This window comes from Mycobacterium sp. 1274756.6 (assembly GCF_001668625.1).
Classification (GTDB): Bacteria; Actinomycetota; Actinomycetes; order Mycobacteriales; family Mycobacteriaceae; genus Mycobacterium.
On the sequence record NZ_LZLJ01000092.1, the window covers coordinates 18,969 to 43,079 of the forward strand.

A 24,111-nucleotide genomic window follows, 5' to 3' on the forward strand; every position below is an offset into this window, starting at 1 on the left:
TACTGAGCCGCCCTCGTGGGGTCAAACCTGCCGGGTCAAACCTGGCCGATGCGCTCCGACCGCCGCCCACCGATGGCACCGTCGACCCATCCGTCACAGCCCGCCTGCGTCTTTGCCGGGGCCGGCCCCAATATTTCGCAAACGGTTGGTCGCAACGCCGGAAAACTGTTAGCTTCTGGCCGTGTCGTTTCGGCCTGGAACGGCGCTCGACAACGAAGCGCGGACAGCGAGTCAGTTGCCAACCGGTCCTCCGCAGGGAGCTGGCTTGCGCGCCGATTGCCGGTGACGCAGCCTGGTGCTGTGGCACCGAAGGCTCGCCCTATCCACAGTTGGGGATAACTTCTGTGGAGAGGTCGGCGCGTTTCCGCAGCGCCTCCGGTTCGTCCCACGGGAGGGGGTGCGTTGTTGACTGAGGATCCAGGCCGGGACCCGGGTCGCGCCTTCAGCGCCATCTGGAGCGAGGTCGTCACCGAACTCAACGGCGACGGCCGCAATCCCACTTCCAGCACCTTCGCACCGCTGAGCCCCCAACAACGCGCCTGGTTGAACCTCGTCGAGCCGTTGACGATCACCGAGGGCTTCGCGCTGCTCTCGGTACCCAGCAGCTACGTGCAGAACGAGATCGAACGGCACCTGCGCACCCGCATCACCGACGTGTTGAGCCGCCGGCTCGGCGAGCCCATCGAGTTGGGGGTGCGCATCGCACCGCCGACCACCGAGCCGGCCGGCACCGACGACGGCGCCGACGCCGCCGACGACGACCAGGAGACCCTGGTCAGCGGCGAGAACTGGCCGTCGTATTTCGCCGAGCGGCCGATCGAACCCGACGACGGCGACACCACCACGCTCAACCGTCGGTACACCTTCGAGACCTTCGTCATCGGTTCGTCCAACCGGTTCGCGCACGCCGCGGCCCTGGCCGTCGCCGAGGCCCCGGCCCGCGCCTACAACCCGCTGTTCATCTGGGGGGAATCCGGTCTGGGCAAAACCCACCTGCTGCACGCGATCGGCAACTACGCCCAGCGCCTCTTCCCGGGCATGCGGGTCAAATACGTCTCGACCGAAGAGTTCACCAACGACTTCATCAACTCGCTGCGCGACGACCGCCGGGTGGCGTTCAAGCGCAGCTACCGCGACATCGACGTCCTGCTGGTCGACGACATCCAGTTCATCGAAGGCAAGGAAGGGATCCAGGAGGAGTTCTTCCACACCTTCAACACGCTGCACAACGCCAACAAGCAGATCGTGATCTCCTCCGACCGGCCGCCCAAACAGCTGGCCACCCTCGAGGAGCGGCTGCGCACCCGATTCGAGTGGGGTCTGATCACCGACGTTCAGCCGCCGGAGCTGGAGACCCGCATCGCGATCCTGCGCAAGAAGGCCCAGACCGATCGCCTCGACGTTCCCGGCGACGTGCTCGAGCTCATCGCCAGCAGCATCGAACGCAACATCCGTGAGCTTGAGGGCGCCCTGATCCGGGTGACCGCCTTCGCCTCGCTGAACAAGAGCCCGATCGACACCGCGCTCGCCGAGATCGTGCTGCAGGACCTCATCTCACACCCGAGCACCATGCAGATCAGCGCCGCCACGATCATGGCGGCCACCGCCGAGTACTTCGACACCACCGTCGAGGAGCTGCGCGGCCCGGGCAAGTCGCGGGCCCTGGCCCAGCCGCGCCAGATCGCCATGTACCTGTGCCGCGAGCTCACCGACCTGTCGTTGCCCAAGATCGGGCAGTCCTTCGACCGCGACCACACCACCGTGATGTACGCCCAGCGCAAGATCCTGGCCGAGATGGCCGAGCGCCGCGAGGTCTTCGATCACGTCAAAGAACTGACCACCCGCATCCGGCAGCGTTCCCGGTACTGAACCGGCGCAGTTTTTTCCGTCACTCTCCTACCACCGGTCACAGCCAGGCCCTGTGGACAAGGTGTGGACCGAACACCACCCGCGCGGCACAACCTTGGGACCGTCGTGCACAGACGCGAACCATCCACAGCCGTCCACAATCGATGCCCAAACCATCCACCGTGTCCTCCCCAACCCGATCCACGCCGCCAGCAGCATCGATCTCCGGTTATCCCCAGAGTCCACAGCGCCTACTACTGATACTGATCTATCTCTCCAGGTAAAGTCATTGAACACAGGGCTGGGGAGAACCCTGTTCGGTGCGCTGTGCGAGGCTCGAGCACCCAAGCCGATCGACTTTCAAGAACCCACCGAAACCTCTACGGTTGTGGTTCGACGACGCTACTGTCGTCGTGGCGTTGCACGGCCAGGTGTTCGTCGCCGCGGTAGTCGCCGAGGGAGTTACTCAACAGGGGTGATGAAGGGACCTATGGACGTGGCAGCGACCAACGTTGACCTCACCGATCTGAAGTTTCGTGCGGTTCGTGAGGACTTCGCCGACGCGGTGGCCTGGGTGGCCAAGAACCTGCCGAGCCGTCCCCCCAACCCCGTCCTGGCCGGCGTGCTGCTCACCGGGTCCGACGACGGCCTGACAATCTCCGGATTCGACTACGAGGTCTCCGCAGTCGTCCGCGTTCCAGCCGAAATCGCCACTCCCGGAAGCGTTTTGGTTTCCGGTCGACTGCTGTCCGACATCACCCGGGCGATGCCGGCCAAACCCGTCGACGTCCAGGTCGAGGGCACCCGGGTCGCGCTGTCCTGCGGCAACGCCAAGTTCTCCCTGCCCACGATGGCGGTCGAGGACTACCCCTCACTGCCGGAACTCCCCGACGAGACCGGCAGCTTGTCGGCCGACCTGTTCGCCGAGGCGATCGGACAGGTGGCGGTGGCCGCGGGCAAGGACGACACGCTGCCGATGTTGACCGGAATCCGCATGGAGATCTCCGGTGCCACTGTGGTTTTGGCGGCCACCGACCGGTTCCGGCTGGCGGTGCGCCAACTCACCTGGTCGGCGGGATCGGCCGACCTGGAGGCGGCCGTGCTGGTGCCGGCCAAGACGCTGGCGGAGGCCGCCAAGACCGGCATCCACGGCGCGGACGTCCACCTGTCGCTGGGCGGCGGCAACGAGGTCGGCTCCGAGGGGCTGCTGGGCATCAGCGGTGACGGCAAGCAGAGCACCACCCGTCTGCTCGACGCGGAGTTCCCGAAGTTTCGCCAGCTGCTGCCCACCGAGCACACCGCGGTGGCGGTGGTCGACGTGGCCGAGCTCACCGACGCGATCAAGCGCGTGGCGCTGGTCGCCGACCGCGGCGCCCAGGTGCGGATGGAGTTCTCCGACGGGGCCCTGCGCCTTTCCGCCGGCGCCGACGACGTCGGCCGCGCCGAAGAGGACCTGTCGGTCGACTTCGTCGGTGACCCGCTGACGATCGCGTTCAACCCGACCTATCTCAGCGACGGTCTGGGATCGGTGCACACCGAGAAGGTGTGGTTGGGGTTCACCACCTCCAACAAGCCGGCGGTGCTGCGGCCCGCCGCCGCCGACGAGGCGGTTCCGGTCGGCACCGGCCCGTTCCCCGCCGCGGACACCGACTACGTCTACCTGTTGATGCCGGTCCGCCTGCCCGGCTGAGGTGGCGCACCCGCGATGTACGTGCGTCAACTGGGCCTGCGGGATTTCCGTTCGTGGGCCGAGATCGATCTGGAACTGGCGCCCGGCCGTACCGTCTTCATCGGGCCGAACGGCTACGGAAAAACGAATCTTCTTGAAGCCCTGTGGTTTTCGGCCACCCTCGGGTCTCATCGGGTCGCCGCCGACGCCCCGCTGATCCGTGCCGGAGCCCAGCGTGCCCTGGTGTCGACCATCGTGGTCAACGACGACCGGGAGCTGGCCGTCGACCTGGAGATCAACGCCGGCCGGGCCAACAAGGCCCGCCTGAACCGGTCACCGGTGCGCAGCGCCCGCGAGGTCATCGGGGTGTTGCGCACCGTGCTGTTTGCCCCCGAAGACCTGGCCCTGGTGCGCGGCGACCCCGGGGACCGTCGCCGATTCCTCGACGACCTGGCCACCCAGCTCCGTCCCCGCATCGCGGCGGTGCGCGCCGACTACGACAAGGTGGTCCGCCAGCGCACCGCGCTGCTCAAAAGTGCGCCGGGCCGCTACCGCGGCGCCGACAGCGGCGTGCTGGAAACCCTCGACGTCTGGGACGGGCATCTGGCCGAACACGGCGCCGCGCTGATGGCGGCGCGGATGGAACTGGTCAACGACCTGGCCCCGCAGGTGGCGGAGGCCTACCGCTCACTGGCCCCGGCGTCGCGGCCGGCGGCGATCGGCTACCGCGCCAGCGTGGAGCTGGCCCCGGAACTGTGGGCCGACCCCGCCGGCAGCCAGCCGCAGCTCCAAGAGGTGCTGCTGGCGCAGATGGCGCAGCGGCGGAACGCCGAGCTCGAACGCGGGGTGTGCCTGGTCGGCCCGCATCGCGACGACCTGGAACTTCGCCTGGGTGACCAGCCGGCGAAGGGCTACGCTAGCCATGGCGAATCATGGTCGATGGCGCTGGCGTTGCGACTCGCCGGCTACGAGTTACTCCGTCTGGACGGAGGGGATCCGGTGTTGCTGCTCGATGACGTGTTCGCCGAACTGGACAAAGCGCGGCGTAACGCGTTGGCGGCGGTGGCCTCCGACGCCGAACAGGTTCTGGTCACCGCGGCGGTGGCCGACGACGTCCCGCCGGATTGGGATGTCCGCCGGATCACCATCGGGCTGGTCGACGGCGCGGACATCCAGACCTCGGTGGTCCAACAGTGACCGAACACGACGACGGCGGCCCGCCCGACGCACTTGCCGGTCTGCCCGGGATGGACCTGGTGCGCCGCACCCTGGAGGAAGCCCGCCAAGCGGCGCGCAGCCAGGGAAAAGACATCGGGCAGCAACGCGGCCCGCGACCACCCCGACGCCCCGGCGGCCGTCGGCGCCGCTGGTCGGGTCCCGGCCCCGATCACCGCGATCCGCAGCCGCTCGGGCTGGCCAGCCGGGATGTGGCACGCAACCGGGGCTGGTCACCACACGTCGCCGAAGGAACCCTGTTCGCGCAGTGGCGCGCGGTGGTCGGTGACCAGATCGCCGATCACGCCAACCCCACCGGGTTGCGGGAGCGGGTGTTGGCGGTGTCGGCGGAGTCCACCGCCTGGGCCACCCAGCTGCGGATGATGCAGACCCAGCTACTGGCCAAGATCGCCGCCGCGGTCGGTGACGGGGTCGTCACCGCGCTGAAGATCACCGGGCCGGTGGCGCCGTCCTGGCGGAAGGGACCGCGGCACGTCCGCGGGCGCGGCCCGCGCGACACCTACGGTTAGGCCGCCTCCGGTGAGCGTCCGCTGACAGCCGCTAGGACCGAACGAAGCGGTCTGTCCAGCGTGCGGACACTCCCGAAATCAAGATATTGAGCACACGACGCAATTAGCTGGGTGGAAACGCACCCAGAAAACCGGTGCCGTCGGTGGTTGACGGTAGACTGAGTCGACGACCTGCTGCGGTGGCTGGACCGCCCCGCACGTGACACCCCGAGGAGACCGTTCCGACCGTGGCTGCCCCGAAGAAGAAAAAAGACGAGTACGGCGCCGAGTCGATCACGATCTTGGAAGGCCTGGAGGCGGTCCGCAAACGCCCCGGCATGTACATCGGCTCCACCGGTGAGCGCGGTCTGCACCACCTGGTGTGGGAGGTCGTCGACAACGCGGTCGACGAGGCGATGGCCGGCTACGCCACCACGATCGACGTGGTCCTGCTCGAGGACGGCGGGGTGGAGGTCAGCGACGACGGCCGGGGTATCCCGGTGGGCATGCACGCCTCGGGGGTTCCGACCGTCGACGTCGTGATGACCCAATTGCACGCCGGCGGCAAGTTCGACTCGGACTCCTACGCGGTCTCCGGCGGCCTGCACGGGGTGGGTGTATCGGTGGTCAACGCGCTGTCCACCAAGCTGGAGGTGGAGATCAGCCGGAACGGCCACGAGTGGTATCAGGTCTACGACTACTCCGTTCCCGGCACCCTCAAGCAGGGCGAGAAGACCAAAAAGACCGGCACCACGGTGCGGTTCTGGGCGGACCCGGACGTCTTCGAAACCACCGAGTACGACTTCGAGACGGTGTCGCGGCGGCTGCAGGAGATGGCGTTCCTCAACAAGGGGCTGGTCATCAACCTCACCGACACCCGGGTCACCAAGGCCGAGGTGGTCGACGAGGTCGTCAGCGAGGTCGCCGACGCGCCGAAGACCGCCGAGGAGCAGGCCGCCGAATCCGCTGCGCCGCAGAAGGTCAAGCAGCGCAAGTTCCACTACCCCGGCGGGCTGGTCGACTACGTCAAGCACATCAACCGCACCAAGACCGCGATCCACAAATCGGTGGTCGACTTCTCCGGCAAGGGCGACGGCCACGAGGTCGAGATCGCCATGCAGTGGAACGACGGCTACAACAAGGATTCTGTACACACCTTCGCCAACACGATCAACACCGCGGAGGGCGGCACCCACGAGGAAGGGTTCCGCAGCGCGCTGACCTCGGTGGTCAACAAATATGCCCGGGACCGGAAACTGCTCAAGGAGAAGGACTCCAACCTCACCGGTGACGACATCCGTGAGGGCCTGGCCGCGGTGATCTCGGTGAAGGTCGCCGAACCCCAGTTCGAGGGGCAGACCAAGACGAAACTGGGCAACACCGAGGTCAAGTCGTTCGTGCAGCGGGTGTGCAACGAACAGCTCGGCCACTGGTTCGAAGCGAACCCGGCGGAAGCCAAACTGATCATCAACAAGGCGCTGTCCTCGGCGCAAGCGCGCATCGCGGCGCGCAAGGCGCGGGACCTGGTGCGGCGCAAGAGCGCAACCGATCTCGGCGGGCTGCCGGGCAAGCTGGCCGACTGCCGCTCCACCGACCCGACGAAATCCGAACTCTATGTCGTGGAGGGTGATTCGGCCGGCGGCTCGGCCAAGAGCGGGCGCGACTCCATGTACCAGGCGATCCTGCCGTTGCGCGGCAAGATCATCAACGTCGAGAAGGCCCGCATCGACCGGGTGCTGAAGAACACCGAGGTCCAGGCGATCATCACCGCGCTGGGCACCGGGATCCACGACGAGTTCGACCTGGAGAAGCTCCGCTACCACAAGATCGTGCTGATGGCCGACGCCGACGTCGACGGCCAGCACATCGCCACCCTGCTGTTGACCCTGCTGTTCCGGTTCATGCGCCCGCTGATCGAGAACGGACACGTCTACCTGGCGCAACCGCCGCTGTACAAGCTCAAGTGGCAGCGCAGCGAACCGGAGTTCGCCTACTCCGACCGGGAACGCGACGGTCTGCTCAAGCGCGGGCTGGAAGCAGGCAAGAAGATCAACAAGGACGACGGCATCCAGCGCTACAAGGGTCTGGGTGAGATGGACGCCAAGGAGCTGTGGGAGACCACGATGGATCCCTCGGTGCGCGTGCTACGCCAGGTGACCCTCGACGACGCCGCCGCCGCCGACGAGCTGTTCTCCATCCTCATGGGCGAGGACGTCGGAGCACGCCGCAGCTTCATCACCCGCAACGCCAAAGACGTTCGCTTCCTTGATGTCTGACGCTGTGCGCCGGAATCGACCTTCCTGACCGACGAACGGGGACCACATGACCGACACCACCCTGCCGCCTGACGACGAAACCGACCGCATCGAACCGGTCGACATCCAGCAGGAGATGCAGCGCAGCTACATCGACTACGCGATGAGCGTGATCGTCGGCCGTGCGCTGCCGGAAGTGCGCGACGGCCTCAAGCCGGTGCACCGCCGGGTGCTCTACGCGATGTTCGACTCCGGGTTCCGCCCCGACCGCAGTCACGCCAAGTCGGCGCGGTCGGTCGCGGAGACCATGGGTAACTACCACCCGCACGGCGACTCGTCGATCTACGACACCCTGGTCCGGATGGCGCAGTCGTGGTCGATGCGCTACCCGCTGGTCGACGGGCAGGGCAACTTCGGTTCGCCGGGCAACGACCCGCCGGCCGCGATGCGCTACTGCGTCACCGGTGATGCTTTGGTGCGGCTGCCCTTCGGGCAATCCGTGCGGATCGGGGACGTCGTCGGAACGGCCCAACCGAACTCCGACAACGTCGTCGAATTGAAGGTGCTGGACCGACACGGCAACCCGGTCGTCGCCGACCGGCTGTTCCACTCCGGCGAGCACCAGACCTACACGGTGCGGACCGCAGAGGGTTACGAAGTCACCGGCACGGCCAACCACCCGTTGCTGTGCCTGGTCGACGTCGCCGGTGTACCGACGCTGTTATGGAAGCTGGTCGAGGAGATCCGCCCGGGGGATCGCGTTGCGCTGCAACGCACGCCGCCGGCCGAGTTCGAGCCCGCCGAGTGGCAGACGACGATGGAGGCGCTGCTGGCCGGTGCCTTCATCAGCGAAGGCTTCGTCTCCGAGAACCGGGCCGGATTCAACAACCTCGATGCCGATTACTTCCGCATGGTCGTGGCCGCATACGACGCAGTAGTGGGCGGCGCCCGGTATGTATCGCAGCGCGTCATCAAGTCGGGCTCCCTGCTGTACGAACTCGATGTCCATAATCTGACGGAACTGAGGCGGACCCGCCTGGCGGAACTCCTCGGCCAGCGCTCGGCGCAGAAAACGGTCCCGGAATGGCTCTGGCAGTCGCCGGCGGCCGTCAAACGGGTTTTCCTTCAGGCGCTGTTCGAGGGTGACGGCTCCTGCTCGTCGCTGCCTCGCAACACGATTCAGGTCTCGTACTCGACCCGCAGCGAACGGCTCGCCAGACAAGTTCAGCAGATGTTGCTGGAGTTCGGGGTGATCTCGAAGCGATACCGGCATGCCACCGGCGAACACAAGGTCGTCATCACCAACCGCGGCCAGGCCGAACTGTTCGCGAGCCAGGTCGGCTTCGGCGGCGCCAAGCAGGAGAAGCTGAACAGCATCCTGTCGTCGTTGCCGCCGTGCGCCGGGATGGACGACGATCACGTTCCGGGTCTGGGTGCGTTCATCCGCAAGCACAGCGGTAGTCGCTGGGTCGACAAGGAATGGCTGCGTAAACACAACATCGACCGACTGTCGCGCTGGCGGCGCGATGGCGACGAGATCCTGTCGCGCATCGCCGATCCCGACGTCCGGGCGATCGCCACCGACCTCACCGACGGCCGGTTCTACTACGCCGAGGTCGCCTCGGTCACCGACGCCGGTGTTCAGCCGGTCTACAGCCTGCGGGTCGACACCGAGGACCACGCCTTCATCACGAACGGGTTCGTCAGCCACAACACCGAGGCGCGACTGACCCCGCTCGCGATGGAGATGCTGCGTGAAATCGACGAGGAGACAGTCGATTTCATCCCCAACTACGACGGCCGGGTCCAGGAACCCACCGTGCTGCCCAGCAGGTTCCCCAACCTGCTGGCCAACGGTTCCGGCGGCATCGCGGTCGGCATGGCCACCAACATCCCGCCGCACAACCTGCGGGAGCTCGCCGAAGCGGTGTACTGGGCGTTGGACAACTTCGACGCCGACGAGGAAGCCACCCTCGCCGCGGTGATGGAGCGGGTGAAAGGCCCCGATTTCCCCACCGCCGGTCTCATCGTCGGCAGCCAGGGCATCCACGACGCCTACACCACCGGGCGCGGTTCGATCCGGATGCGCGGCGTGGTGGAGATCGAGGAGGACGCCCGCGGGCGCAACTCGCTGGTGATCACCGAGCTGCCCTACCAGGTCAACCACGACAACTTCATCACCTCGATCGCCGAGCAGGTCCGCGACGGCAAGCTGGCCGGCATCGCCCACATCGAGGACCAGAGCAGTGACCGGGTGGGCCTGCGCATCGTCATCGACATCAAGCGCGACGCGGTGGCGAAGGTCGTGCTGAACAACCTCTACAAGCACACCCAGCTGCAGACCAGCTTCGGGGCCAACATGCTGGCCATCGTCGACGGGGTGCCGCGCACCCTGCGGCTGGACCAGATGATCCGCCACTACGTTGACCACCAGCTCGATGTCATCGTCCGGCGCACCACCTACCGGCTGCGCAAGGCCAACGAGCGGGCCCACATCCTGCGCGGCCTGGTCAAGGCGCTCGACGCCCTCGATGAGGTCATCGCGCTGATCCGGGCCTCGCAGACCGTCGACATCGCCCGGCAGGGCCTGATCGACCTGCTCGACATCGACGACATCCAGGCCCAGGCCATCCTGGACATGCAGCTGCGCCGGCTGGCCGCCCTGGAGCGCCAGCGCATCATCGACGACCTGGCGAAGATCGAAGCCGAGATCGCCGACCTCGAGGACATCCTGGCCAAGCCGGGACGGCAACGCGCGATCGTGCGCGACGAGCTGGCCGAGATCGTCGAGAAGTACGGCGACGACCGGCGGTCCAAGCTGGTCCCGGCCGACGGCGACGTCAGCGACGAGGATCTGATCGCCCGCGAGGACGTCGTGGTCACGATCACCGAGACCGGCTACGCCAAACGCACCCGCACCGACCTGTACCGCAGCCAGAAGCGCGGCGGCAAGGGCGTGCAGGGCGCCGGGCTGAAGCAGGACGACATCGTCAAGCACTTCTTCGTCTGCTCCACCCACGACTGGATCCTGTTCTTCACCACCCAGGGTCGGGTGTACCGGGCGAAGGCCTACGACCTGCCGGAGGCGTCGCGCACCGCCCGCGGCCAGCACGTCGCGAACCTGCTGGCGTTCCAGCCCGAGGAGCGCATCGCCCAGGTCATCCAGATCCAGGGGTATGAGGACGCGCCGTACCTGGTGCTGGCCACCCGCAATGGCTTGGTGAAGAAGTCCCGGCTCACCGACTTCGACTCCAACCGCTCCGGCGGCATCGTGGCGATCAACCTGCGCGAGGGCGACGAACTGGTCGGGGCGGTGCTGTGCTCGGCCGAGGACGACCTGCTGCTGGTCTCGGCCAACGGCCAGTCGATCCGGTTCTCGGCCACCGACGAGGCGCTGCGGCCGATGGGCCGGGCCACCTCCGGCGTGCAGGGCATGCGGTTCAACGAGGACGACCGGCTGTTGTCGCTCAACGTGGTTCGCGACGACACTTTCCTGTTGGTGGCGACCTCCGGCGGCTACGCCAAGCGCACCGCGATCGAGGAGTACACCGCGCAGGGCCGCGGCGGCAAGGGCATCTTGACCATCCAGTACGACCGGCGCCGGGGCCGGCTGGTGGGCGCCTTGATCGTCGACAACGACAGCGAGGTCTACGCCATCACCTCCTCCGGCGGGGTGATCCGCACCAAGGCGCGGCAGGTCCGCAAGGCCGGCCGGCAGACCAAGGGTGTTCGGTTGATGAACTTGGGCGAGGGCGACACACTGATAGCCATCGCGCGCAATGCCGACATAGTTGACGACGAGTCGGGCAGCTAACCCGACGGCTAAGGAGCCCACCGGTGACATCGCCACACGAGCCGGAGAAGACCGGGCCGGGCGCCGAGGCGCCGGACCCCGCGACGGCCCGCCGGACCGGCCCGGAACCCGCCCGCGGCGGGACCGCCGGCGAGGCTGCGCCGCCCTGGCAGCGCGGGACCGCCCGCCGGCCCGCGACCGGCCCGGCCGCGGAGTCGGCCAAGCCCGGCCCCGCCCCGGCACCCGCCAAGACCGGTGACGGCCGGCCCGGCGACCGGGTGCTGTCCGGAACCGCCGTGCGCCCGCAGCGGGACACGGCGGACCCGACGGCGACCCGGGTGGAAGCGCCGCGCCCGGACAGCGACTCCTACGGCAGCGAGCTGCCCGACCTGTCCGGACCGGCTCGCACCGCTCCGCGCAAGGCGCCCGCCCCGGCGGCCCCGGCGAAGCGCCCGGCGCCCGCGAGCGGATCCCGCGCGATCCAGGTGGGTCGGCGCAGCAGCGGGCCGGTGCGCGCCAGCATGCAGATCCGGCGCATCGACCCGTGGACGACGCTGAAGGCGTCGCTGATCCTGTCGGTGGCGCTGTTCTTCGCCTGGATGATCGCCGTCGCATTCCTCTACCTGATCCTCGGCGCGATGGGGGTGTGGAGCAAACTCAACGACACCGTCGGTGACCTGCTGCAACAGACCAACGTCAGCACCGGCGGCGACATGATCTCGGCGAGTTCGATCTTCGGCGGCGCCACCCTCATCGGCCTGGTGAACATCGTGCTGCTCACCGCGATGGCCGCCCTGGGCGCGTTCGTCTACAACCTCGCCGCCGATCTGGTGGGCGGGGTGGAAGTCACCCTGGCCGACCGCGAGTAGCCGGCGGGCGATCGGGTATTTTGGGGCCGGCAGCCGGGTGCGGTAATCTCGTCGCTCGGTCGCCCACAATTTCCGGGCCTATAGCTCAGGCGGTTAGAGCGCTTCGCTGATAACGAAGAGGTCGGAGGTTCGAGTCCTCCTAGGCCCACCGAGCCGGCCGGATCCGGCCCACCGAGAAAGGTGCATCGCGTGCGGTGGTTGGTGCTGGCGCTGGCGGTGGCGGTAGCCGCCCTGGCGGTGCGCTCCCGACGGGGCGCCGAGGTCTGGCACACCCTTCCCGACCACACCGGCTGACCGGCAGCCAGGGGCCTTAGCTCAGTTGGTAGAGCACTGCCTTTGCAAGGCAGGTGTCAGGGGTTCGACTCCCCTAGGCTCCACAAGACCCGAAATCCGGCCGCGTCGGCTTACGGCCGCGGCTGAACCTCGACACTGGGCGGGCGCGGCGAGGGCTCCTCGGCGCGGGTGGTGCGCCGCACGATCACCACGGCGGCGACACCGCCGGCCACCACGGCGGTCGCCGCGACACCGATCACCCACGGCCGCGGCGTGCGCCGGCGGGACCGGCGCGCCTTGCGCAACGCCTCCGGCAGCCCGGCCACCACGTCCTGGGCGGCGGCGAGTTCGTCGGCCACCGCCTCCTGGGCGGCGCTGACCTCCTGGGCGAGCCGGCCTTCCCGATAGCGTCGCCGCAGGCTGCTCATCCCGGCCTGCGCGGTGTGCATCCCCAGCCCGACGACACCGCGGGTGACGTCGACCGGGCCCACCGCGGAGTAGGTCAGGCCGCGGCTCAACCGCTGACGTGGGGTCAACGCCGTCTCGGTCTTCGCCCTCATCTGCCACCTCTCCGCCCGCGGGATTCCGACTCCGCTAAGCCTGCCATCTTTGCCCGATTCGCGGGGCGGTTGAGGCGACAGAACTCCCGTCGAGGGCACCCGGGCGCACGGACCCAACCGGTCATCGGGCAGACTGTCATGCCGTGACCAACAGCCCTCAGCAGACCGCGAGCGCGACGCTGCACACCAACCGCGGCAACATCGAGATCGCGCTCTTCGGCAACCACGCCCCCAAGACCGTCGACAACTTCGTCGGGCTCGCCCAGGGGACCAAGGAGTACTCCACCACCAACGCCTCCGGTGGGTCGACCGGCCCGTTCTACGACGGCGCGGTGTTCCACCGGGTGATCAGCGGGTTCATGATCCAGGGCGGCGACCCCACCGGCACCGGCCGCGGCGGGCCGGGCTACCAGTTCCGCGACGAGTTCCACCCCGAGCTGCAGTTCGACCGGCCCTACCTGCTGGCGATGGCCAACGCCGGCCCGGACACCAACGGGTCCCAGTTCTTCATCACCGTCGGGCTCACCCCGCACCTCAACCGCCGGCACACCATCTTCGGCGAGGTGCGCGACGCCGAGTCGAAGAAGGTCGTCGACGAGATCGCCAACACCGTCACCGACAGCGGCGACCGGCCGACCGAGCCGGTCGTGATCGAGTCCATCACCATCGCCTGACACCCGGCGCCGACCCGGCGCGGTGACGATCAGCGCCCGGCGAAGCCGGCGGCGGTCAGGTCGTCGAGTACCGCCGCCGGGTCGGTGCCCAGGTCCCAGCGGGAGAAAACCACCACATCGTCGTCGACGGTCTCGATCTCCAGCAGCCGTGTCTTGCGGCCGATGCGCTGGAACTCGGTGATCCGGATCAGCACGATGGATGCCCGCCCCAGCCGCCGGGTCCGGAACCAGCCCCGCACCACCAGCTCCTCCCCCGCCACCGCCAGGGTGGGCCGGGCGTGCCAGGACAGCGCGGCGAAACCCAGCAGCCCCGCGCCGGCCAGGCCGATCAGCACCTGCCCGGGCGTGTCGGTGACGACGAGCAGACCCAGCGTCAGCAGCAGCCCGCCCGCGATCGCCGCGCCGATGATGCCCGCGGTCGGCGGCGCCCACGCGGTGTTTCCCGGGACGGTCATCCCCACTCCCCAAAGTTATCCACAGGCGTTTTCCACAGTGGGGATAAATCACACGCGTGTGATTGGGTCACGATTCGGTCGCGGCGCGGATAACGGATCGTTACCGAACCGTGGCTTTTCAGCGCCACCGCATGGTCAGCAGCAGCCCGCTGATCATGAACGCGAACGCGATCGCGTAGTTCCACGGCCCCAGGTCGGCCATCCAGATCAGGGCGGACGGCACGTCGTAGCCGGTGGCGGCCAGCTGGAAGACCATCAGCCAGACCAGCCCGAACAGCATCAGACCGATGAACAGCGCCACGAACCACACGCTGGACGGTCCGGCCTTCACCTTCACCGGGGTGCGGCTCACCGAGCTGGCGGCGAAGGTGTTCTTCTTACGGACCTTGGACTTGGGCATCAGAACCTCGGATACTGAGCGGGCGGGGTACACCTGCGAACATTCGTCACCACCGAGCCTAACGCAGGGCTACAGGCAGAGAACGGAGAGCCGATGTCCACAACCGTCGCCCGGCGCCGCTCCCGGTGGTCGGTCGGCGTCCCGGTGGTCTGCCTGGCGGCCGGGCTGTTGCTGGCGGCCACCCACGGGGTCTCCGGCGGCGACGAGATCCGGGGCAGCGACGCGCCCCGCCTGGTCGACATGGTCCACGACGAGCAGGCGGTGGTCGACGAGCTCACCGACCGCCGCGACTCCCTGGCCGCGGCGACCGAGTCGGTGCACGGCGGCTCCCCGGACGCCGCCCTGGCCGCGATGCGCGAACGGGACCGGCAGCTGTCGACGATCGCCGGGCTCGGCGAGGTCCACGGCGCCGGACTGGTGGTGACGCTGACCGACGCCCAGCGTGACGCGCAAGGCCGGTTCCCGCGCGACGCCTCCCCCGACGACCTCGTCGTGCACCAGCAGGACATCCAAGCGGTGCTCAACGCGATGTGGAGCGCCGGGGCCGAAGCGGTGCAGGTGCAGGACCAGCGGGTGATCGCGACGTCGGCGGTGCGCTGCGTGGGCAACACCCTGCTGCTCAACGGCCGCACCTACAGCCCGCCCTACACCATCACCGCGATCGGCGACGCCGAGGCGATGAGCACCGCGCTGGCCGAGGCGCCGCTGGTGATCCTCTACCGCCAGTACGTGGTGCGCTTCGGACTCGGCTACAGCGAGCAGGCCTCCTCGGATCTGTCGGTGGCCGCCTACAGCGATCCGCTGCGGATGCGGTTCGCCCAGCCGGCCGGACCGCTCGGCTACTGACCGCCGCTATCGACCGCCCGACCGGCCCCGGTAACCTGGCACGATGCGGGTTCTCGTCGTCGACAACTACGACAGCTTCGTGTTCAACCTGGTGCAGTACCTGGGCCAGTTGGGCGTCGAGGCGACGGTGTGGCGCAACGACGACCCGCACCTGGCCGACCCGGACGCCGTGGCCGCCGACGTCGACGGCGTACTGCTCAGCCCCGGGCCGGGCACGCCCGACCGGGCCGGCGCCTCCATCCCGCTGGTGCACGCCTGCGCCAAGGCCGGCACCCCGCTGCTGGGGGTCTGCCTGGGGCATCAGGCCATCGGGGTGGCCTACGGTGCCACCGTGGACCGGGCGCCGGAACTGTTGCACGGCAAGACCAGCAGCGTCCACCACGAGGACATCGGGGTGCTGCGTGGCCTGCCCGACCCCTTCACCGCCACCCGCTACCACTCCCTGACGATCCTGCCCGAGACGCTGCCGGCGGAGCTGCGGGTCACCGCCCGCACCCGCGGCGGGGTGATCATGGGCGTCCAGCACCGCGAGCTGCCGATCCACGGGGTGCAGTTCCATCCCGAATCGATCCTCACCGAGGGCGGGCACCGGCTGCTGGCCAACTGGCTGACCGACTGCGGCCTACCCCGCGACGATGCGCTGCTGGGCCGCCTCGAGCAGGAGCTGCGGCAGCGGCTCAGCGCCGCCGCCGGCTAGCCGCCCGCGCGGCGCGCTACTGGCCGAACTTCAAGGTGATGTTGCCGTCGCGGTTGACGCCCTTGCCCGCGGCCGGGCTCTGGTAGACCACCCGGTTGTGCGAGTCGCCGCCAGCGTCGATGTCGGCGCCCTTGACCAGCATGCCGGTCCAGCCCAGGGCCCGCAGCTGCGGCTCGGCGTCGGTCCAGAACATCCCGGACAGGTCCGGCATGATGAACTGGTTGCCGCGCGAGACCTGCAACTCGATGACGGTGTCGACCGCGGTGCTGGTGCCCGCCGCCGGGTTGGTGCCGACCACCTCGCCGGCCGGGCGCGGGCTGTCCACGCTGACCTCGGTGACCTTGGTGAACCCGTGAACGTCGAGGTTCTTCTGCGCCGACTCGACGGTCTGGCCGCTGACATCGGGCACGTCCTTCATCTCCGGCCCGGTGCCGATGATGACCTCGATCTCGTTGGTGATCGCCGAGGTGGAGTTGACCGGCGGATTGGTGCCGACGACACGGTCTTTCAGCTCCGGCGTCGAGGGCGCCTCGACGCGTTTGAACTTACTGAACCCGCGGTCCTTCAGCTTCTTCACCGCGCCTTCGTAGCTCAGTGAGGCCACGTCAGGCAGTTGCCGCTGCTCGGGACCGTAGGACACCTTGACGATGATCACGTCGCCCTTGTGCGCCATGGCGTTCGCGTTGGGCTCGGTGCTGATCACGTGGTCGGGCGGCACCTCCGAGTCGGCCTTCTGCTCGGTGCGCACCTCGAAGCCCTTCTTCTGCAGCTCGGCGACCGCGTCGGCGGAGACCATGCCGCGCACGTCGGGCACCTGCAGTTCGTGTGGGCGTTTGCCGCCGAAGACCTGGATCGCCACGGTCACCGCGATGGTGAGCACCGCCAGCACGGCTACCGCGACCAGCCACCGGGCCACCGACCCGCCGGCGCGATCGCCGCTGAAGTCCAGTTGCTGACGCGGCAGCGGATCGGTCTGCGGCCCACCGGCGGCCGACCCGCCCGAACTCTTCAGCAGCGACGCCCGGTCGGCGTCGGTGAGCACCTTGGGGGCTTCGGGCTGCTCGCCGTTGTAGACGCGGATCAGGTCGGCGTGCATGTCGGCGGCAGTCTGGTACCGGTTGTCTGGGTTCTTCGCCAGCGCTTTGAGGACGACGGCGTCCAGTCCGGCGGGAATGGCGTTGTGCCGCTGGGACGGCGGAATCGGGTCTTCCCGAACATGTTGGTAGGCAACGGCAACCGGTGAGTCACCGACGAAAGGCGGCTCCCCGGTGATGATCTCGTACAGAACGCAGCCAAGGGAGTACACATCCGAGCGAGCGTCCACCGGCTCGCCGCGCGCCTGCTCGGGTGAGAGGTACTGCGCGGTGCCGATGACGGCCGCGGTCTGGGTGACGTTGTGGCTGTCGGCCAGAGCGCGCGCGATGCCGAAGTCCATCACCTTCACGGCGTTGCTCTTGCTGACCATGATGTTGGCCGGCTTGACATCCCGGTGGATGATGCCGTGCTGATGGGAGAAGTTCAGCGCCTGGCAGGCGTCGGCGATGATCTCGATGGCGCGCTGCACCGGCATCGGTCCGTCGTTCTGCACCATGTCGCGCAGCGTGACACCGTCGACGTACTCCATCACGATGTACGGCAATGGGCCGGCGGGGGTTTCGGCCTCGCCGGTGTCGTAGACGGCGACGATCGCCGGATGGTTCAACGCCGCGGCGTTCTGGGCCTCGCGGCGGAACCGCAGATAGAAACTGGGGTCGCGGGCGAGGTCGGCCCGCAGCACCTTGATCGCGACATCGCGGTGCAGGCGCTTGTCACGAGCCAGATGGACCTCGGACATCCCGCCGAAGCCGAGGATGTCCCCGAGCTCATAACGGTCGGAGAGGTGTTGCGGAGTCGTCATCGGGGCGCCTCGAGGGGGTAATGGGATGTCAGGGTGACAACCCGGATCAGCGCGACGGGATCGGCGGGGCCGGTCCAGGCGGCGGGTCCGGCCGGGGGCGGCTCCGCCGGTTCGGTGGGTTCGCCCGGAGCGCCCGGCTCATTCGTCGGGGTGGCCGGGGTGTCGGTGAACGTCGAGGGCGTCGACGAGCTGTTGTTGTGGGCGTTGAGCACGATGAGCACGGCGCTGATCACCGCCAGGGTGACCAGCACGCCCGCGGCCCACAGCAGCGCCCGCTGCCCGGAGGTGAAGGCGCGCCGCGGCGGCGGCGGGGTGCGGTGGCTGCCGGTGCGGGCGGGGCGCGACCGCGCCGGTGCGGGCCGCGACGCCTGGGCGGGCGCCGCGCGGGTCAGCCCGGTCGAGGGGATCGCGGTGGGCGCGGCCCGGCCCGCCGACGGCAGCCGGCTGGGGCGCGGCGGGCGATGCCCGGAGCGCACGGCGGCCACCGCGTCGGCGAACGGGCCGCCGCTTTGGTAGCGCATGCCGGGGTTTTTCACCAGCGTGATCTCGATCAGTTCCCGCACATTGGCCGGCAGTTCGGCGGGCAGCGGCGGCGGGGGCTCCTTGATGTGCTTCATCGCCACGGTCAGTGCGCCGTCGCCGATGAAGGGCCGTTTGCCCGAGACTGCCTCGTAGCCCACCACGCCCAGCGAGTAGACGTCGCTGGCCGCGGTCGCGTCGTGGCCGAGGGCCTGTTCGGGGGCGATGTACTGGGCGGTGCCCATCACCATGCCGGTCTGGGTGACCGGGGCGGCGTCGACGGCCTTGGCGATGCCGAAGTCGGTGATCTTGACCTGCCCGGTCGGGGTGATCATGATGTTGCCCGGCTTGACGTCGCGGTGCACCAGCCCGGCGGTGTGGGCGACCTGCAGCGCCCGCCCGGTCTGTTCGAGCATGTCCAGGGCGTGCCGCAGCGAGAGTTTGCCGGTGCGTTTGAGCACCGAGCTGAGCGGTTCGCCGTTGACCAGCTCCATCACCAGGTAGGCGGTGCGGCCCTGGTCGTCCATCTCGGTCTCGCCGTAGTCGTGCACGCTGGCGATGCCGGGGTGGTTGAGCATCGCGGTGGTGCGGGCCTCGGTGCGGAACCGTTCGATGAACTCCGGGTCGGTGGAGAACTCCGCTTTGAGCACCTTGATGGCCACCCGCCGGCCCAGGCGGTTGTCCACCGCCTCCCACACCTGGCCCATGCCGCCGGTGGCGATGAGCCGCTGCAGCCGGTACCGGCCGGACAGCGTGGCGCCTACTTTCGGGCTCATGATCCTCCCTGCAGCGCGGCCTCGATCACGGCGCGTCCGATCGGGGCGGCAAGCGCACCCCCGGTCGCCGAGAGTCGGTTGCCGCCGTCCTCCACCAGCACCGCGACCGCCACCCGCGGGGTGTCGGCGGGCGCGAAGGCGATGTACCACGCGTGCGGCGGGGTGTTACGCGGGTCGGTCCCGTGCTCGGCGGTCCCGGTCTTGGATGCGATCTGCACGCCGGGAATGGCTCCTTCCTGCTGGGTCGAGGACTCGGCGCCGATCATTAGTTCCGTTAGCTTAGCGGCGACCTGCGGGGAGACCGCACGGCGTTGCGTCTGGGGCGCGGTCGCGGCGATGTTCGCCAGATCCGGGCCCTGCAGGCTGTCGACCAGGTAGGGCCGCATCGTCACCCCTTGATTGGCGATGGTGGCAGCGACCAGCGCGTTCTGCAACGGGGTCAGCGCCACGTCCTTCTGCCCGATGCTGGAGATGCCCAGCGCCGCCTGGTCGGGGATCGGGCCGATCGTGGACTGGGCGACCTGCAGCGGGATCGCCGCGGGCGTCTCGTCGAGGCCGAACGACTCGGCGGCGGTGCGCAGCGCGGACTCGCCGGTGTCGAGGCCGAGCTCGACGAACGCGGTGTTGCAGGAGCGGGCGAAGGCTTCCCGCAGCGACACCGTCTCGCCGTCGCCGCAGCGGGCGTCGCCGAAGTTGGCGACGGTGGCGCTGCTGTCGGGCAGCTCGATGCGGGCGGCGGCGGTGAGCTGGTCGTTCTCGTCGGCCCCGGCGGTCAGCGCGGCCGCGGTGGTGATCACCTTGAAGGTCGAGCCCGGCGGGTAGGTCTCGGCCAGCGCGCGGTTGGTCAGCGGGGAATCGGCGTCGTCGCGCAGTTGCTGCCAGGCGCGGACCTGCTCGTCGGTGTCGTGGGCGGCCAGCAGGTTCGGGTCGTAGGACGGCGAGGACACCAGCGCCAGGATGCGGCCGGTCGCCGGTTCCAGCGCGACCACCGCGCCCTTGCACACGGGGTCGCAGCCGCGCTGCATCGCCTCCCAGGCGGCCTGCTGCACCCGGGGTTTGATCGTGGTGTTGACGTTGCCGCCGCGCGGGTCGCGGGCGGTGAAGAAGTCGGCCAGCCGGCGGGCGAACAGCCGTTCGTCGGAGCCGTTGAGCACCGAGTCCTCGGCGCGTTCGAGTCCGCTGCTGGAGTAGCGCAGCGAGTAGAACCCGGTGATCGGCGCGGCCGCCTCCGGGTTGGGGTAAACGCGCTGGAAGCGGAAGCGGCCGTCGGCGGCCTCGGAGTAGGCCAGCAGCTGGCCGTCGGCGGTGATCTGGCCGCGCTGGCGGGAGTACTCGTCGAGCAGGATCCGCTGGTTGCGCGGGTCGGCGCGCAAGCTGTCGGCGGAGAACACCTGGGTGATGGTGGCGTTGATCAACAACAGCACCACCAGGGCCAGCACGGCGATCGAGACGCGTCGCAGGGAGGTGTTCATACCCGCTCGATCACCTCGGTGCCGGCGTTGGCGATGGGCGTGGTCTGCTGCGGCGGATCCACCAGCGGGCGGCGCGCGGCGTGGGAGATCCGCACCAGCAGGGCCAGCAGGATGTAGTTGGCCACCAGCGACGAGCCGCCGTAGGACAGCCACGGGGTGGTCAGCCCGGTCAGCGGGATCAGCCGGGTGACGCCGCCGACCACGATGAACAGTTGGATAGCCAGCGTGGCGGCCAGGCCGGCGGCCAGCAGCTTGCCGAAGCTGTCGCGCACGGCCAGCGCGGTGCGCAGCCCGCGCATGATGACGATCGTGTAGAGCATCAGCAGCGCGGCGAAGCCGACCAAGCCGAGCTCCTCCCCGAAGGCGGCGATGATGAAGTCGGTGGAGGCGGCCGGCACGTAGTCGGGTTGGCCGTTGCCCCACCCGGCGCCGAAGATGCCGCCGGTGGCGAAGCTGAACAGCGACTGCACCATCTGGTAGCCGGTGCCCTCGGGGTCGGCGAACGGATCCAGCCACGCCTGCACCCGGACCCGCACGTGCGCGAACACGAAGTAGGCCACGGTGCTGCCCGCGACGAACAGCGCCAGCCCGATCAGCACCCAGCTGAACCGGTGGGTGGCGATGTAGACGATCACCAGGAACGACGTGTACAACAGCAGCGAGGTGCCGAGGTCCTTCTCGAACACCATCACCCCCACCGAGACCACCCAGGCGGCCAGCAGCGGGGCCAGGTCGCGCGGCCGCGGCAGGTTGACGCCGAAGACGTGTTTGCCCGCGCTGGTGAACAGGTCGCGTTTGGCGACCAGCACCGCGGCGAAGAAGATCAGCAGCAGGATCTTGGAGAACTCCGCCGGCTGGATGGAGAAGCCGGGGAAGCGGATCCAGATCTTGGCGCCGCCCTCTTCGGAGAACCGGGCCGGCAGCAGCGCCGGGATCACCAGCAGGATCAGGCCGGCCAGCCCGCAGAGGTAGCCGTTGCGGGCCAGTTCGCGGTGATCGCGCAGGGCCAGCAGGACCAGCGCGAAGGCGATCACCCCGACCAGCGTCCACAGCACCTGCTGGCTGGCGCCGGGCTGGGCGCTGTCGTCGGGCCCGGCCAGGTCGAGGCGGTGGATCATCACCAGGCCCAGCCCGTTGAGCAGGGCCACCACCGGCAGCAGCAGCGGGTCGGCGTAGGCGGCGTAGCGGCGGATTGCCAGGTGGGCGCCGCCGAACAGCAGCAGGTAGGCGACGGCGTAGCCGACGATCTCCCAGCCGAGGTCGCGGTGCTGGTCGACCTCCACGATCAGCAGCGCCACGGTGGTGATGGCCGCGGCCAAGCACAGCAGCCCCAGTTCGGCGTTGCGCCGGTTCGGCAGGGGCGGTGCGGGGGCTGGGGGGACGGCCGGCTGCGGCTGGGTCGTCATGCCGCGTCCCGGCAGTCAATCCCCGGTGTCGATGGAGCGGAGGTCCGGGTGGTCACCGGGGCTGCGGAGGTGATCGTCGTGGTGGGCGCGGTGGTGACGGACGTGTCGGCGGGTTCGCGGGTAGGGCGCGGCGTGGTGGTGGTCGGCCGGGAGCGTTCGGTGTCGGTCGGGGAGGACTGGCGCGGGGAATGGGTGGGCGCCGGCGTGGGCGCGGTCGCCGTCGGGCACGGCGGCAGCAGCGAGTCCGGGCCGGCCAGCTTGTGCAGCTGGGTCACCGCGTCGTCGAAGCTGCCCGCGGGTAGCCCCTCGATGACCTGTTGGCGTTCGGAGCGGCGCAGGTCGTCGACGGTCATCGGGTGGCAGCGGGAGCCCTCGACGGGCAGGCCCCACTCCACCAGCGACAGTTCGCTGCCGCCGCCCAGGCAGACCCGCCGGTAGGGCTCCTGCAGCTTGCGGCCCAAAAACGTGCCGGGGACGCCGCGCATGATCGCCACATTGCCGTCGTGAGCGGTGACGAAGTAGTTGCGGTCGACCACGATCTTGCCCACGGCCAGCGCGGCGAGCGCGACCAGGATCACCAGCACGACGGCCAGGATGATGCGGGTGCGGGAGCGCGGCTGGTGGACGAACGCGTCGACCTGCGGCAACCGGCGTTTGACGACGTTGGGGCGCGGGTTGATCGCCGAGGCGCGCCCGGCGGCGGTGTTGGGGCGAGGCCGGTCGCTGTCATCGGAGACGGCGCCGGCCAAAATAGGGCGTGTTTGGCCGTAATCGGTATCGACGACGTCGGCGACGACGACGGTGACGTTGTCGGGTCCCCCGCCGCGAAGCGCCAGTTCGATGAGCCGGTCGGCGCATTCTTCGACGTCGGCGATCTGCAGCGCCTCGAGGATGGTTTCGGTGCTGACCGGGTCGGAGAGCCCGTCGGAGCAGAGCAGGTAGCGGTCGCCGACCCGCGCTTCGCGCATCACCAGGGTCGGGTCGACCTCGTGGCCGGTCAGCGCCCGCATGATCAGGGACCGTTGCGGATGGCTGTGGGCGTCTTCGGCGCTGATTCGCCCCTCGTCGACCAGGGTCTGCACGAAGGTGTCGTCCTTGGTGATCTGGCCGAGTTCGCCGTCGCGCAGCAGATAGCCGCGCGAGTCGCCGATGTGGACCAGCCCGATGCGGTCACCGGCGAACAGGATGGCGGTCAAGGTGGTGCCCATGCCGTCGAGTTCGGGTTCGGCTTCCACGTGTTCGGCGATGGCGTCGTTGCCCTGGCGCACCGCGGCGTCGAGCTTGCCCAGCAGGTCACCGCCGGGTTCGTCGTCGTCGAGCGGGGCGAGCGCGGCGATCACCAGCTGGGAGGCGACCTCGCCGGCGGCGTGGCCGCCCATGCCGTCGGCCAGCGCGAGCAGCCGGGCCCCGGCGTAGACCGAGTCCTCGTTGTTGGAGCGCACCAGCCCGACGTCGCTGCGGGCGGCGTAGCGCAGCACCAGGGTCACGGGCGCAGCTCGATTACCGTCTTGCCGATTCGAATCGGCGTCCCCAGGGGAACTCGTACCGCCGTGGTCACCTTCGCCTTATCCAGATAAGTACCGTTGGTCGATCCTAAATCCTCGACGTACCATTCCGTGCCGCGCTGGGATAGTCGGGCATGGCGGGTGGAGGCGTAGTCGTCGGTGAGGACCAGGGTGGAGTCGTCGGCGCGGCCGAGCAGCACCGGTTGCCCGCTGAGGGTGATGCGCGCCCCGGCCAGCGCTCCCTCGGTGACGATGAGCCGACGGGCGATGCTGCGCTGCTGGCGGGACGGCAGCAGGGTGCCGCGGATGGTGAGGCCCCGCCGCAGCATGACCGCGCCGGTGGGGGCGTAGATGTCGGCGCGCAGCACCCGCAGCACCGACCAGATGAACACCCACAGCAACATCAGGAAGCCGGCGCGCGTCAGCTGCAGCATCAATCCCTGCATCTGGCGTCCTCTCCGTCCTTGCACCGA

General features: G+C 69.1%; 19 protein-coding genes and 2 tRNA genes. 12 read left to right on the forward strand and 9 right to left on the reverse strand.

The genetic code is table 11. The annotated features are described in order from the left end of the window. Positions 1-405: 405 nt before the first annotated feature. The 9 genes from dnaA (at position 406) to A5643_RS14590 (ending at position 12,535) form a co-directional block, all read left to right on the forward strand. On the forward strand, positions 406-1,869 hold the full coding sequence (gene dnaA, locus A5643_RS14550; RefSeq protein ID WP_066857068.1) for a chromosomal replication initiator protein DnaA: 1,464 nt from the start codon (positions 406-408) through the stop codon (positions 1,867-1,869). Between the two features lie 469 nt (positions 1,870-2,338). Beyond that, complete coding sequence (gene dnaN / locus A5643_RS14555) at positions 2,339-3,538, forward strand: DNA polymerase III subunit beta (protein WP_066857003.1); 1,200 nt, start codon at positions 2,339-2,341, stop codon at positions 3,536-3,538. Between the two features lie 15 nt (positions 3,539-3,553). Further along, entirely contained in the window at positions 3,554-4,714 is a 1,161-nt protein-coding gene (gene recF, locus A5643_RS14560; protein ID WP_066857006.1) for a DNA replication/repair protein RecF, read from the forward strand. Next, positions 4,711-5,262 (forward strand): DUF721 family protein, encoded by a 552-nt coding sequence (locus A5643_RS14565; RefSeq protein WP_066857009.1) that lies wholly within the window; start codon positions 4,711-4,713, stop codon positions 5,260-5,262. The genes recF and A5643_RS14565 overlap by 4 nt, the downstream gene beginning before the upstream one ends. A 227-nt stretch (positions 5,263-5,489) precedes the next feature. Further along, on the forward strand, positions 5,490-7,517 hold the full coding sequence (gene gyrB / locus A5643_RS14570) for a DNA topoisomerase (ATP-hydrolyzing) subunit B (protein ID WP_066857012.1): 2,028 nt from the start codon (positions 5,490-5,492) through the stop codon (positions 7,515-7,517). 46 nt (positions 7,518-7,563) lie between these two features. Continuing rightward, entirely contained in the window at positions 7,564-11,310 is a 3,747-nt protein-coding gene (gene gyrA, locus A5643_RS14575; protein WP_066857015.1) for an intein-containing DNA gyrase subunit A, read from the forward strand. 23 nt (positions 11,311-11,333) lie between these two features. Then, positions 11,334-12,158: a DUF3566 domain-containing protein gene (locus A5643_RS14580; RefSeq protein ID WP_066857018.1), complete on the forward strand. Its 825-nt coding sequence runs from the start codon at positions 11,334-11,336 to the stop codon at positions 12,156-12,158. Between the two features lie 74 nt (positions 12,159-12,232). After that, positions 12,233-12,306 (forward strand) — tRNA-Ile (locus A5643_RS14585). Between the two features lie 156 nt (positions 12,307-12,462). Continuing rightward, positions 12,463-12,535 (forward strand) — tRNA-Ala (locus A5643_RS14590). Between the two features lie 27 nt (positions 12,536-12,562). On the opposite strand, the gene cwsA is transcribed toward A5643_RS14590, so the two are convergent. After that, positions 12,563-12,991: a cell wall synthesis protein CwsA gene (gene cwsA / locus A5643_RS14595; RefSeq protein ID WP_066857020.1), complete on the reverse strand. Its 429-nt coding sequence runs from the start codon at positions 12,989-12,991 to the stop codon at positions 12,563-12,565. 143 nt (positions 12,992-13,134) lie between these two features. Between cwsA and A5643_RS14600 the strand changes: the two genes are divergently transcribed. Then, positions 13,135-13,665, forward strand: coding sequence for a peptidylprolyl isomerase (locus A5643_RS14600; RefSeq protein WP_066857023.1), 531 nt, complete (start codon positions 13,135-13,137; stop codon positions 13,663-13,665). Between the two features lie 29 nt (positions 13,666-13,694). On the opposite strand, the gene A5643_RS14605 is transcribed toward A5643_RS14600, so the two are convergent. Together A5643_RS14605 and crgA are read right to left on the reverse strand one after the other, a co-directional pair. Beyond that, entirely contained in the window at positions 13,695-14,120 is a 426-nt protein-coding gene (locus A5643_RS14605; RefSeq protein ID WP_066857026.1) for a PH domain-containing protein, read from the reverse strand. A 118-nt stretch (positions 14,121-14,238) separates the two neighbouring features. Next, on the reverse strand, positions 14,239-14,520 hold the full coding sequence (gene crgA, locus A5643_RS14610; RefSeq protein ID WP_066857028.1) for a cell division protein CrgA: 282 nt from the start codon (positions 14,518-14,520) through the stop codon (positions 14,239-14,241). Positions 14,521-14,613: 93 nt separating this feature from the next. Here crgA and A5643_RS14615 point away from each other — a divergent pair, with 93 nt between their 5' ends. Continuing rightward, positions 14,614-15,366 (forward strand): DUF881 domain-containing protein, encoded by a 753-nt coding sequence (locus A5643_RS14615; RefSeq protein WP_066857031.1) that lies wholly within the window; start codon positions 14,614-14,616, stop codon positions 15,364-15,366. Positions 15,367-15,409: 43 nt separating this feature from the next. Continuing rightward, positions 15,410-16,063 (forward strand): aminodeoxychorismate/anthranilate synthase component II, encoded by a 654-nt coding sequence (locus tag A5643_RS14620; RefSeq protein ID WP_066857034.1) that lies wholly within the window; start codon positions 15,410-15,412, stop codon positions 16,061-16,063. Between the two features lie 16 nt (positions 16,064-16,079). Here A5643_RS14620 and pknB read toward each other — a convergent pair whose 3' ends face one another. From pknB to A5643_RS14650, 6 genes are read right to left on the reverse strand one after another with little or no spacing between them, the layout of a single operon-like run. After that, on the reverse strand, positions 16,080-17,960 hold the full coding sequence (gene pknB / locus A5643_RS14625) for a Stk1 family PASTA domain-containing Ser/Thr kinase (RefSeq protein WP_066857036.1): 1,881 nt from the start codon (positions 17,958-17,960) through the stop codon (positions 16,080-16,082). Continuing rightward, positions 17,957-19,255, reverse strand: coding sequence for a protein kinase domain-containing protein (locus tag A5643_RS14630; RefSeq protein ID WP_082948973.1), 1,299 nt, complete (start codon positions 19,253-19,255; stop codon positions 17,957-17,959). The genes pknB and A5643_RS14630 overlap by 4 nt, the downstream gene beginning before the upstream one ends. Then, positions 19,252-20,727 carry a D,D-transpeptidase PbpA gene (gene pbpA / locus A5643_RS14635; protein ID WP_066857039.1) on the reverse strand — a complete coding sequence of 492 codons (1,476 nt, stop codon included), beginning with the start codon at positions 20,725-20,727 and terminating at the stop codon, positions 19,252-19,254. The genes A5643_RS14630 and pbpA overlap by 4 nt, the downstream gene beginning before the upstream one ends. Next, positions 20,724-22,133 carry an FtsW/RodA/SpoVE family cell cycle protein gene (locus tag A5643_RS14640; protein WP_066857042.1) on the reverse strand — a complete coding sequence of 470 codons (1,410 nt, stop codon included), beginning with the start codon at positions 22,131-22,133 and terminating at the stop codon, positions 20,724-20,726. Before A5643_RS14640 ends, pbpA begins: the two co-directional genes overlap by 4 nt. After that, complete coding sequence (locus A5643_RS14645; protein WP_066857045.1) at positions 22,130-23,620, reverse strand: PP2C family protein-serine/threonine phosphatase; 1,491 nt, start codon at positions 23,618-23,620, stop codon at positions 22,130-22,132. The genes A5643_RS14640 and A5643_RS14645 overlap by 4 nt, the downstream gene beginning before the upstream one ends. Further along, positions 23,617-24,084 carry an FHA domain-containing protein FhaB/FipA gene (locus tag A5643_RS14650; RefSeq protein WP_066857048.1) on the reverse strand — a complete coding sequence of 156 codons (468 nt, stop codon included), beginning with the start codon at positions 24,082-24,084 and terminating at the stop codon, positions 23,617-23,619. The genes A5643_RS14645 and A5643_RS14650 overlap by 4 nt, the downstream gene beginning before the upstream one ends. Positions 24,085-24,111 lie beyond the last annotated feature (27 nt).